This is a genomic window from Loigolactobacillus iwatensis (assembly GCF_003950295.1).
Classification (GTDB): Bacteria; Bacillota; Bacilli; order Lactobacillales; family Lactobacillaceae; genus Loigolactobacillus; species Loigolactobacillus iwatensis.
This window is the reverse complement of record NZ_RHNP01000020.1, coordinates 36,226-50,451: the sequence shown is the minus strand read 5'-3', so window position 1 is coordinate 50,451 and position 14,226 is coordinate 36,226. Positions and strand designations below refer to the sequence as shown.

The following is a 14,226-nucleotide window of genomic DNA, read 5'->3' as shown; positions in this document are numbered from 1 at the left end:
CGTCGCTTATAAGTTTAAGGCTTCATGGCCTTTTTGGTCTAGTTATTTAGGTGTTGCACTTAGATTGTAAATCCGGCAAATAATTTTTTGTGACTTAATTGGCCAGAAACTACTTGTGAAATTAATTTCTAAACCTGCTTTAAGTTTTCATTCAATTACCATTATTTTTTTATTTATTTTTTGACAGCTTAATTATTAAAACTTTAATCAACTAAGCGCCAATTAATCATCATTAATTGATTTTTTTATTTTGCTAACTCCAACTGCCAATACTTAAATTTTAGCCCAATCCGCTTGATTATTCACTACCAATGAATCCCCATCTTTAGCCAAAATTGGCCAAAAATAGGAACTATTTATTTTTTTCAATCATAGGAGGGATTAGCAAGATTAAAAATAAGCGCCACTTAATTCACGGCCTGAAGTTTTCCAAACTATCAGATAATCATTAAATAATGACTATTTCATGATAGGATTTCATCTAAAAGATCTCTAGCCAATGTCTTATCCATAAATCAATTTTCATAAACATTTTATAATATAGTTGACTTAGCATACAAGAAAAGCGCCGTTATTCAGCCCTGCCGACGCAAGACCGTTACCAATTCTTTTAGCCGCTTATTCTGGTAATCAATTAAAGTTAAGGCTGCACAATCACCTCTTTTTAACCTTCCTTAGCAAAAACTAACCTTCTAAAGGCGGTTAATTTGATCACAAAAATAATAAATAGTCGCATAAAAATACTTCCTGTAATTCACAAATTCAGAGCACAAAAAAGCACATCAACTTAGATTAAGTTGATGTGCTTTTTCTCGTACCTTAGGTGAATTAGTGTTTGTTAATTACTATCTTCATCGTGTTTCCGTCGTTTGGCTGCACCTAGTAAACCAATGGAGCCTAACATGGCTAGGCCAACTTCGGCCAACCAGCCTTCCTTGGCGTCACCAGTTTGTGGCAAGCGTTTCTGACCGTTATCAGAAGTGGCTGCCTTAACTGCCGCCGTGGAGACAGGTTTAGTTGTCTTTGGTATTGCCTTCGCCGTTTTGACTGTCTTCTGCGTAGTTGCTACTTGTGGTGTTGCTTTGGCAGCTGTTGGAACAGTCTTTTCTGTCGTTGCCTTAACGGTTGGCGTCACTGATTGTTCAGTTGGCGTTTTAACAGTTGGTGTGACGACTTTAGCTGGCGTTGTCGTAGGTGTTGTCGGTGTTGCTGGAGTCACAACTGTTTGGGCTGTCTTCTCTGCGTAAACGACTGTCTTGACAATATCCGAACTTGTTGCTGTTAGCCCAGTTACAGCAGCGATGGTGCTTTGACTTGGCGTGTAACCACTAACCGTTGGTGTGTTTTGCGCATCGAAGCTAGTGTCACCATTAGTTGCCGTCCAAGGTGTATAAGTTAACTTGCCGGTGACTTCATTAACAACTGCCGTCCGCGTGAAGGTTACCGTATCAACCTTGTCAGGCACTAAAGTCTTACCGTTATTGTCAACATAATGGATCGTCTCAGTCACGTTGTGCACCAAATCAGTTTCGGTTGTGCCATCAGGCCACTTTGGTCCATCTGGATTCGTGCTATCAATTGGTGCACCAGGTGTTCCGGGGTTAGCTGGTGTTGCCGTTGCTTGACCCTGTTTAAAGTGAACTTCGAAGTTCTGGGTAGCTGTGGTGTCGTCATCAAAGACTGGCGTGCCACTGAAGCCATCACTCACTAACTGGTAGCCCTTTTGTGTGTAACTAGCAATCTTAGCAGCCGTACTATAACTAATGGTTGCGCCAGATTTACCTGTAAGACTATCACTCGTTAATACTTGACCGGTATCGTCATCAATGTACGTCACAGTTGCCGTTTGATCATCCTTGGTATACGTGATTGACGTATCCGTGCCTGGATCAGCCGGTACTGCTGGTGGCAAGTAGCCATCGCCAGCTGGCGTTAATGGATCACCGTCTGGTCCAACTGGTGTTTCACCAGGTTCACTTGGCACGATTGGTGTCGTTGGTGTGGTGACTTTACCAGGATTATCCGGATCATTTGGATAAGGAACATCCGTTTCACTGCCGCCGTTTGGTGGCGTAATCACATAGCTACCAACCTTGTTGTAAACGTAGGTAACGGTTAAATCACTGGTACCAATTGTGCCTTTAGCATTGCCTGGTACGGCCGTTAAGTAGTAACCATTAACAACTTTGGCAGTTGTCGTGTAATCATCGCCATCGTGCAACTTCGTCTGCGTCTCACTTGGCGCTACTTGTTTACCGTTTTGATCAACGTAATTGACCGTCACACCATAATCGTTGGCGACATAAGTGATGGTTGTATCTTTGCCTGGATCAGCTGGTGTTGCTGGTGGCAAGTAGCCGTCACCAGATGGGGTTAATGGATCACCATTTGGTCCGACTGGGGTTTCACCAGGTTCACTTGGCACGATTGGTGTCGTTGGGGTGGTGACCTTACCAGGATTATCCGGATCGTTTGGATAAGGAACATCCGTTTCACTGCCGCCGTTTGGTGGCGTAATCACATAGCTACCAACCTTGTTGTAAACGTAGGTAACGGTTAAATCACTGGTACCAATTGTGCCTTTAGCATTGCTTGGTACGGCCGTTAAGTAGTAACCATTAACAACTTTGGCGGTTGTCGTGTAATCATCACCATCGTGCAACTTCGTCTGCGTCTCACTTGGCGCTACTTGTTTGCCGTTTTGATCAACGTAATTGACCGTCACGCCGTAATCGTTGGCGACATAAGTGATGGTTGTATCTTTGCCGGGATCAGCTGGTGTTGCTGGTGGCAAGTAGCCGTCACCAGATGGCGTTAATGGATCACCATTTGGTCCAACTGGGGTTTCACCAGGCACACTTGGCACGATTGGTGTCGTTGGTGTGGTGACCTTACCAGGATCAGCAGGATCATTGGGATAAGGAACATCCGTTTCACTGCCACCGTTTGGTGGTGTGATGATGTAGCTACCAACCTTGTTGTAAACGTAGGTAACGGTTAAGTCACCCTTGCCGATTGTACCTTTGGCGTTACTTGGTACTGCCGTTAAGTAGTAGCCGTTCACGACCTTGGCCGTCGTTGTGTAAGCATCACCGAAACTTAAATCAGTTTTACTATCACTAGTTGCAACTTGTTTACCTGTTTCATCAACGTAGTTAGTGGTTAAACTATAATCAGCAGCGGCCGTAATCGTTAACTGGCCGGCTACAACGCTAACCTTATAATTTGAATTATCACTAGCGGTTTGATTAACGTTAATCGCGTATTGACCAACCGCAGTGTCCTTGCTTAAATCACTTAACGTGTATTTAAGGCTAGTTCCCTTTGTTGGTACGCCAGAAACAGTTGTCTTCAAATCACCAGTGTAAGCTTGGCCATCATAGGTCTTGCTAACAGATGGTGCGGTGATTGTGACTGCCGCTGGCGTAATCACGAATAAACCATTTTGAACATTTGTACTATCAAAATCATAGTTTGGATTAGCGGCCTGTAATTTCTTCAAACCAGTTGCGTTTAAAGTAACCGTGTAATTACCAACGTTTTGACTGTTGATACCACTTAAATCAAAATCAGCCGCCGTTAAATCTGGTACGACGAAATTGGTATCTTTGCTTGGTGCTAAAACAGTAAACGTGGTTGGATCAGTGCTGGCATCACCGTCGTAAACCTTAGTTGCCCCTTGAACCACAACTGAACCTGCTAATTGTGGATTCTGACTTGGATTGTCAGGGTTCGTTGGCTTTTCTGGCGTATTTGGTGGTGTCACGTCTAAACCGGCTGGCGTAATGGTTAAGCTACCAGGATTTGTCGTGATCTTGTAATTGCTATTATCAGCAGTGTTTGGTGTTGTGACGTTAATATCATAATCACCTACTGCCGCATCACCACTAACATTAGTCAAACTATAATCTGGTGCTAAGCCCTTAGTTGGTACACCAGCTACGGTAGCCGTTAAATCAGCAGTGTAGCCTTGACCATCATAGGTCTTGGACACACTTGGTGCTTTGATGGTAATTGGTGCTGGCGTAATGACAAACAGGCCATTTTGAACATCAGTTAAATCAAACTTGTAGTTCGTGTTGGCATCCTGCAATTTCTTCAAACCACTTGCGTTTAAAGTCACACTGTAGTTACCCACATTCTGGCTGTTTACATCACTTAAATCAAAATCACTAGCCGTTAAGATTGGCATAACGAAATCAGAATAGTTACTTGGTGCCAAAACGGTATAAGTGGTTGGATCAGTACTAGCATCACCATCGTAAACTTTCGTTGCGCCTTGAACGACGACCGAAGCCGTTAACTGTGGATTCTGACTTGGATCATCAGGATTCGTTGGGTTCGCTGGCGTATTTGGTGGTGTTACCTCTAAGCTTTGTGGCGTGATGGTTAACTGACCTAGTTCAGTGGTAATCTTGTAGTTCGAATTATCATCGGCTGTTGCGTTAACATTGATAGCATAACTACCAGCGTTAACATCCTGACTCAAATCAGTCAAACTGTATACTGGCGCTACCCCTGAAGCTGGAACGCCAGCCGCTGTGGCCGTTAATGCACCACTATAAGCCTTACCGTCATAGGTCTTGGACACAGTTGGTGCCGTGATCGTAATTGCTGCTGGTGTAATGACGAATAAACCATTCTGAACATTCGTTAAATCAAAGTCATAGTTTGGATTAGCAGCCTGTAACTTCTTCAATCCACTAGCGCTTAGGTTAACCACGTAGTTACCAACGTTTTGACTGTCGATACCACTTAAATCAAAGTCAGCAGCCGTTAAATCTGGTACGACAAAATCAGTATCTTTACTTGGTGCCAAAACAGTAAACGTGGTTGGATCAGTACTTGCGTCACCATCGTAAACCTTGGTCCCACCTTGAACCACAACTGAGGCCGCTAATTGCGGATTTTGACCTGGATTATCAGGATTAGTCGGATTCGCTGGTGTATTTGGTGGTGTCACATCTAAACCAGCTGGTGTAATGCTTAACTGGCCTTTTTCCGTCTTAATCGTGTAGTTTGAATTAGCCGCCGCGTCTGCTGCAACGTCAATCTCATAGTTACCGACTGCAACATCTGAACTGAGATCACTTAAATCGTAACTGACGTTTGCTCCCTTTGTTGGTACGCCGGTAACTGTTGCGGTGACCTTGCCACTATATGCTTGGCCATCATAGGTCTTGCTAACAGATGGCGCCGTAATCGTCACTGGTGCTGGTGTAATGACAAACAAACCATTTTGAACGTTGGTATTATCAAAGTCATAGTTTGGATTAGCAGCCTGTAACTTCTGTAAACCAGTAGCGTTCAAGGTAACCGCGTAGTTGCCTACATTCTGGCTGTTAATACCACTTAAATCGAAATCAGCTGCCGTTAAATCTGGTACAACGAAATCAGTATCCTCACTTGGTGCTAAAACGGTGTAATTTGTCTGATCAGTTGCCGCGTCACCATCGTAAACTTTAGTGCCACCTTGAACCACAACTGAAGCTGCTAATTGCGGATTATTACCCGGATCGCCAGGATTAGTTGGTGTTTCTGGTGTATTTGGTGGTGTCACATCTAAGCCCTTTGGTGTAATCGTTAACTTACCAGGCATTTTCGTAATCGTGTAGTTCGAATTATCACTGGCTGTTGCATTAACATTGATATCGTAGCTACCAGCGTTAACATCCTGACTTAAATCACCCAAGCTGTAAACTGGTGTAACCCCGGCACTTGGTACTCCGGCAACCGTAGCCGTTAAAGCACCGGTATAAGGTTGACCATCGTAAGTCTTAGACGCACTTGGTGCCGTGATTGTGATTGGCGCTGGCGTGATGACGAATAACCCATTTTGAACATCGGTTAAGTCAAATTTGTAGTTCGTGTTAGCGTCCTGTAACTTCTTCAAGCCACTAGCACTTAAAGTAACCACGTAATTGCCAACATTTTGACTGTCAATGCCGCTTAAATCGAAATCATCAGCGGTTAAATCAGGAATAATAAAGTCAGTATCTTTGCTTGGTGCTAAAACCGTATAAGTCGTTAAGTCAGTTGAAGCGTCACCATCGTAAACCTTGGTACCACCTTGAACCACGACGGAAGTCGCTAACTGCGGATTCTGACCTGGATCGCCAGGATTAGTTGGGCTTTCTGGTGTATTTGGTGGTGTCACGTCTAGCTCAGCCGCCGTAATTGATAACTTCCCAGGTTCTACCGTTATCTTGTAGTTACTGTTATCAGCAGTATTAGTTGTTAATACATTGATATCGTAATCCCCAACCGTTGTGTAACCGTTAAGGTTGGTCAAACTGTAATCTGGTGCTAGGCCCTTAGCTGGCACTCCGTCTACCGTGGCCGTTAAAGCACCACTATAAGGTTGACCATCATAGGTCTTTGAAACTGATGGTGCCGTGATCGTAATTGGTGCCGGCGTAATGGCAAACAGGCCATTCTGAACGTCGGTTAAGTCAAACTTGTAATTCGTGTTAGCCGCTTGCAACTTCTGCAGACCACTGGCACTTAAGTTGACCACGTAGTTGCCCACATTCTGGCTGTTCAAATCACTTAAATCAAAATCATCGGCCGTTAAATCTGGAATAACGAAGTCGGCGTAGTTACTTGGTGCCAAAACAGTAAACGTTGTTGGATCAGTACTAGCGTCACCATCGTAAACCTTAGTGCCACCTTGAACCACAACCGAAGCCGTTAACTGCGGATTTTGACCAGGGTCTTCCGGATTAGTTGGGTTTGTTGGTGTATTTGGTGGTGTGACGTCTAAGCCTTGTGGTGTAATTGTTAATTTACCAGCAACAGTTGTAATTGTGTAGTTGCTGTTAGCTGTAGCATCGGCGTTGACATTAAGCTCATACTCGCCGGCCGCAACATCGGCACTAACATCAGTCAAACTATAAACGGGTTGGTCCCCTTTAGTTGGTACACCAGTCAAAGTAGCAGTTAGATCACTACTATAAGGTTTGCCATCATAAGTCTTGGAAACTGTTGGTGCTGTGATCGTCACTGGAGCTGGTGTAATCTTGAAACTACCAGTGCCAATCTCCGCTGCGGTAATCGTGTAATTTAAATTAGCCGCGCGTAAATCAGATAACCCTTGGGCACTTAAAGTCACGTTATAGGTACCAACGTTTTGACTGGTAATCCCACTAAAGTCAAAATCGTCCGTCGTCCAAGTTGGGGCAACTAAACCATTGGATAAACTAACTTGATACATGGTTGGATCGGTACTAGCATCGCCGTCATACAACTTTTCTTGCGTGCCCAGACTAACTGTAATGCCATCAACAACTGAGTTGATCGTCAATTTACCTGGCGCTGTTGTAATCGTGTAGTTACTGTTACCGGCCGTATTTGGTGTTGTGACCTTAATATCGTATTCACCAACTACCGAGTCACCACTAACATCAGTCAGACTATAATCTGGGGTTAGGCCTTTAGCTGGTACACCACTAACGGTGCCCGTTAAGGCAGTTGTATAACCTTGACCATCATAGGCCTTTGAAACTGTTGGTGCCGTGATCGTAATTGGTGCCGGCGTAATGGCAAACAAACCATTCTGAACGTCAGTCGCATCAAATTTATAATTTGTATTCGCATCCTGTAACTTCTTCAAGCCACTAGCATTCAAAGTAACCACGTAGTTACCCACATTCTGGCTGTTCAAATCACTTAAATCAAAATCATCGGCCGTTAAATCGGGAATAACAAAGTCGGCGTAGTTACTTGGTGCTAAAACGGTAAAGGTGGTTGGATCCGTACTAGCGTCACCATCGTAAATCTTGGTACCACCTTGAACCACAACGGAAGCCGTTAACTGCGGATTCTGACCAGGATTGTCCGGATTAGTTGGGTTCGTTGGTGTATTTGGTGGTGTGACCTCTAAGCTTTGTGGCGTAATCGTTAACTGACCTGGTGTGGTCGTAATCTTATAATTTGGATTATCGTCAGCCGTTGCAATAACGTCGATGGCATAACTATCAGCGTTAATATCTTGGCTTAAGTCGGTCAAGCTATAAGTTAAATCTACCCCGTTGCTTGGTACCCCGGTAACTTGGGCCACATCATCTGTCCCTGTATAAGGTTGGCCATCATAAGTCTTGTTTAACGTTGGTGCCGTGATGGTTACTGGTGCTTGGGTAATGACGAATAAGCCATTCTGAACATCGGTTAAATCAAATTTATAGTTTGTGTTAGCGTCCTGTAACTTCTTCAAACCACTGGCACTTAAAGTAACCACGTAATTACCAACATTCTGACTATCAATGCCACTTAAATCGAAATCATCAGCGGTTAAGGTTGGAACAACAAAATCAGGATAGTTACTTGGTGCTAAAACAGTATAAGTGGTTGGATCGGTGCTAGCGTCACCATCGTAAACCTTGGTGCCACCTTGAACCACAACGGAAGTCGCTAACTGTGGATTCTTACCTGGTTCGTCAGGATTGGTTGGATTTTCGGGTGTATTTGGTGGTGTCACATCTAAACCAGCTGGCGTGATCGACAACTTACCGGCAACGGCTGTAATTGTGTAATTACTGTTGTCAGCCGTATTAGGTGTTGTGACGTTAATATCATAATCATTAACATCTTTATCCCCAGTCACATCGGTCAAACTATAATCTGGTGCTAGCCCTTTATCCGGTACACCAGTAACGTCACCTGTTAAGGCAGTTGTATAACCCTGACCATCATAAGTCTTCGAGACTGTTGGTGCGGTGATCGTAATTGACGCTGGTGTGATCACGAATAGACCATTTTGAACGTCAGTTAAGTCAAATTTATAGTTCGTGTTAGCGGCTTGTAACTTCTGCAACCCACTGGCACTTAAAGTCAGGCTATAACTACCCACATTTTGGCTAGTCAGATTACTTAAATCAAAATCATCCGCCGTTAAAGTTGGAATAACAAAATCAGCGTAGTTACTTGGTGCCAAAACAGTAAAGGTGTTTGGATCAGTACTAGCATCACCATCGTAAACCTTGGTTGCACCTTGAACGACAACTGAAGCCGTTAACTGCGGATTCTGACTTGGATCGTCAGGATTAGTTGGAGTCGTTGGTGTATTTGGTGGTACGGTTTCTAAACCTTGTGGCGTAATCGTCAAATGTCCAGGTGTGGTCGTAATCTTATAATTACCATTCTTAGCTGCATCTGCCGTTACCGCAATGATGTAAGTACCAACATTGATATCGTCACTTAAATCACCTAAATCAAAATCAGGTGCACTGCCACTAGCTGGAACACCAGTAATAACAGCAACATTGCCTTTACCTGTATAAGCTTTACCATCATAGGTCTTATTTAATTCTGGTCCAGCAATTGTGATCAAAGCTGGTGTAATTGTTAAAGCCCCAGCCGTAATCATAGCCGTTGTAAAACTAAAATTAGGATTGGCGGCCTTTAAATCATCCTGGCCTTTAGTACTTAAGCTCACACTATAAGCAGTATCACTAGCATCTTGACTACTTGGCGCCGTAAAGTCATCAGCCGTCCAAGTTGGTGCTACGATGCCAGTTGGTAAGGTTACTGTATAAGTTGGATCAGTGGTTGGATCGTTATCATAAACCTTAGTATTATCCTCAATAACAATCGCACCATCGGCAATTCCGTAAGTTACTTTCTTAGTTACATCGGTACTAGCCTCAGTTAAACCAGTTACAGCCGCAACAGTTGGTTGATCGGCGGTGTAACCCTTAATTGTTGGACTGGTGACTGCATCAAAGGTTGTATCTTTATCGGTGGCTACCCAATCGGTATAAGTAACATCGCCAGTTACGAGATCTTTAGTGGCTGTTCGGGTAAAGCTGACCTTATCCGTATGGTCACCCGCCGCAGTAGTCCCATCTTCATAAACATAGGTAATTGTTTCATTAACATCTTTAGTTAGATCATAATTATCGGGATTATCAGTTGGCGTCTCAGTGACTGTGTCATCCTTAACGTAAACGTAGTAATCTTGGTCGGTCGTAAAGTCCGTATCGTACGTCCCTGTTGCAGCTCCGGCATCATAAGAACCACCAGCGGTCATAGTTCCTTTGGCCAATTGATAATTAGTTGGCACACCAATTGTGTTAGTGTAAGTTGCACTAGAATTACCGGTCAACTTTTGCTCAGCATCTATTAGCTCGGTCCCATCGGCAGCTTTCCAGCCACTAGTCTTCTTGGAACCAGTCACATTAATATAATGAATGTTCACACGCTGTGCTTGAACCACATACAAGTAAGTAACGATGATTGGATCCTTACCAGTTGTCCCAGTTGCATTCGTTGGTGTCGAATCCAGCATGTAGCCTACAGGAATATCACCGATCGCTAAGGGCGTTGTTGTGTAATCATCCCCAACTTCATAGGCCGTAGTATTTGCGGGCTTAATTTCAGTTAACGTGCCGTCAGCACTTTCTTGAATCCATTTTGTTGTAACAATACTCGTAGCCACAACTTTGGCGTTCATAGTTTGCCCTGATTCAAGAATCGAATTATCCACGGTATTTTCTGCCTTGAACACTGAACTAAAGGTCGCCGAACTATCAACTGGTACATCATTGATATCTTGCACCTGAACTGGTAACCAAGCAACGGCCAGATCACCTGCAACCAATGAACCAGTGGTCATCAGAATTGATTTAATAGTCGACCAATCAGTCACTTGATCAGCGGTTAAAAAACCAGATTGATCAATTTTTTCACCAGCAACCGCCGTTATATTCTCGGTAGAATAAAGCAATTGTGCATCTCCAGCGGCCGTTTGCGCTTCAATGGTTCCCGCACCAGTTAAAATCAAATTAAAGGCTGCCTTATTGGCAGAATTGGGTAAATTGATTAAATTCTGTGTCCACGGTGAGGACTGATCGGTTCCATTAACCGTCACCATCTGAACCGTACTACTATTAATATCATCACTAGTAGCAGTTGTTGCTCCGGCACTAAAGCGAGCCGTTGTATTATCTGAATCAGCTGAATCATAATCTAAGAATGTATTCTTGGCCGTCATTGGATCATCAATGCCATCTTGTGAACCCATGAATGATGGAACAACAATTTGATAATTACTATTACCGTAAAAATCTCCGGAGTGCTCACTTGGTGAAATAACCTCAACCGTTTGATCACCATACTGCATCTCATAAGCCTTTTGACCTGAATATAAAGTATAAGAATCATTATCAGCAATTTGGACTACATCGCTAAAATTTACGGTGGCCGTTAATGGCAGTGCATCCTGATTAACCATCAATTTCAAATAAAAACCATTAGAATTATTAACTGTAGCACTATTAATAAACGAATCACTATTAATTGATGATAGATCCAACTTTAAAACACGATCACCATTTGGACCGATATATCCGAGATCTGTTAAATAATCATTGAAATCTGGTAATAATTTAGCATTAAAATTATTTGTAGGATACTTAGTAATCGAAGAAAAATCAAATCCCTGTGGAATTGTTAGATAGTAGGTCCCCAGATTTCCACCACGACTAGTCAAAATCAAAAATTCACTATAAAATGTATCTCCAGGACGATAAGATCCAGAAGGAAGTGTACTCCGTGATTCTTCAATAGATGTTGAAAAAGGTATTTCAGGGGCGTCCACAATTGTTAAACTCTGAGTACTTTCAATCGGTGTGGTAATTTGGTCACTGGAATAGTTATACGTATAGTTCGCCACATCATCAATCGTTTTGGAAGTCAAAATGGCATTCGACATGTATTGAATACCAACTTGAACTCCTGGTAAAATCTGATTCCATACTATAGTAATATTTTGAACATCACTACCATCCTGCCCGGTAGGTAAGAATAAAGTATCCCCATCAATTAGATCATTAGTAGTGTAACTAGTTTGGTTACCGTTTGTGTCCGTTAAAGTAATTGAGTTCAGAGTATTATAAATATTTGTACCAGGGCCAAGTACATAGTAATATTGCTTTTTAGTTGAATTATAGAGTGCTTCAGATCCAGGTTCTAAATTAATTGATAATTTTGCATTAGTTTGGGCAACGTTCCCAGTATTTAAAATAGCTGCATATCGACTATCAGATGTAAACGAATAATTATTGGTTGTAGATTGCTTACTACCATTAGTGCCAACACTATCTAAATATATATTATTAAGATCATCTTGACCGTAATTATTGGATAAACCAACACCGTAATCACCAAAAAGGATGGGACTAACTTCTGCATTTTCATCGCTAGCTGCAGCACTCACCGTCAATGGTAGCGTACTTGCACCTTTTATTAATTGGATATTATTGGATACCCACGAAGAATCATAACTTGTTAGTTGGCCTGAAATCGAAAAAGTATTTTCAGTGCCGCCTAATGGATTCATGTACATACCCCAAAAAGTAACTAAGGCTTGACTATTTCCAATTATTATTGAAGAATTCTCTTTAATAATGATTGGAGCACCAATATTGGCCTGTGTAATAGATATAGCAGAGGTTTCAGGTGTATGTGAAATCGAATGTGAACCAATATAAGAAATAGCACCGTCACCAATTCCTGCTCCACCAGTTAATTGGCCACCTAATAACTTGAAACCGGCCGGAACTGCTAATGAAAGTGTGCCAGTCCACGATGAATTCGAAACCACTCCAGAGCTATCAACAAATACTCCAAAGGCGTAGTTCTGATTGATTACTAGAGTTCCAGTTTGATTTTTATCTAAAATAATTCCATTAAAAGAGAGTTTATTAGAATTATTAACTGTATAAGTTAGAGTCGACTGCGTGGTGCCATTATCTGTCAGCACAACATTATAAGTACTATTATCATACAAACCATTTGGTGAAATCTTATAATTCAAAACGATGTTAATTGTTTGAATCCCTGTTTGGTCTACTACATAAGTAAAAACAGTATTCTCATTAGTTGCGGTAGTTGTGGTTTGTCCGGTCACATCAGCTACAACCGTTGATGTCTTAACACCCATAACATTGTCACTGGTTGCTCTAAAAATCCACGGAACTGTAATTTTAATTACATCGCCTGCTTGAGCATTGACAGTCGCTATCACATTGTGTTGTTTTGAATAATTACTTATATCAATCGGTGTACTTGCCGTTGCATCGGTCAGACTAAAATTGGAGCTAGCCGCTGCTCTAGCATTGATTACTTGTGCCTGTCCAGTTGCTACATATTTCGCTGCCGCGGCTGATTTAGTGGCCGCAAGTTCGGTTGCTGTTGGATCAGTTAAAATAGTGGTAGCCGTTGAAGCAAGGTCAGTCTTGGCTGTGCTAGTCGCACCAACTTGACCTGCTGTCGTTTGGGGTGTTGTGGGTGTAGCGACACTACTAGCCGCAGTGGACTGGTCAGCTGTACTTGTGGCCGCCTTATTTGAAGTAGTACTTGCAGTTGACTGAGCCGTTGTGGCAGCCGCCGTACTTGAGGCCGTTGATTGGGCGGCAGAGCTAGTGGCCGTTGTGGTTGCTGGAGTGCTGGTAGCAGTGGATTGGGCCGCTGTACTAGTAGCTGTCGGCTGTGTAGCGGTATTGGTAGCTGTTTTGACTGCGGCACTAGTTGTTGATTGAGCAGCAGTACTACTTGAGGCAGCAGTATTCGTTGATGCCGCAACTGAGCTATTTGCCGCAGAACTTGCTGTACTTGAAGCAGCGCTGGAGGCAGTGATACTAGTCTTCAAAGCAACCGAACTAGCACTGCTGGTTGCCGCCCCACTACTAGCCTGACTATTTGCCGCCTTGGCTGGAACGGTGGCCGCATTCGCCTTTGTTGCTGGATTTGCTACAAAGGCACCCAAACTAAGCCCAAAGGCAGTCATTCCCATTGCAACCCACTGCTTTTTAGCTTTATACATTTTATAATGAGTTTTACTTTCACTAATAAGCATATCTCGATAATTGTATCTTCTCATTCTGTATTCCTCCCTGGTACCTAGTACTAATAAATTCGGTTCTATCTTAACTTCGTTGTTACACGTTTACTTTTTCCAATCATGACGATTTACCATCCACCGGGCTGTTCTTTAAAAGGTCGGTTACCTCCCTTGCACAATTTATTAAGAACATTTAAAAAGATTAAGATTTCATAATGTTTACTTCGTAAGTATAATTCATAAACAACCAAAATATATTGCAAATAGTGAATTCATGGTTCCGTTTTATTCACCTTTTTGCAAAAAAATCGGGACTTATTAAAATCTCGAATATTACGATCTATACGAAAAGGCCATAACAAATTTTGCTTTGTCATAGCCTCTTT

The 14,226-nt window shown here is 42.6% G+C and carries 1 protein-coding gene; it reads right to left on the bottom strand.

The window, feature by feature from the left end; all coding sequences use genetic code 11:
• Positions 1-838 precede the first annotated feature (838 nt).
• Complete coding sequence (locus EKM98_RS06680; RefSeq protein WP_125981471.1) at positions 839-13,879, bottom strand: MBG domain-containing protein; 13,041 nt, start codon at positions 13,877-13,879, stop codon at positions 839-841.
• Between the last annotated feature and the right edge of the window lie 347 nt (positions 13,880-14,226).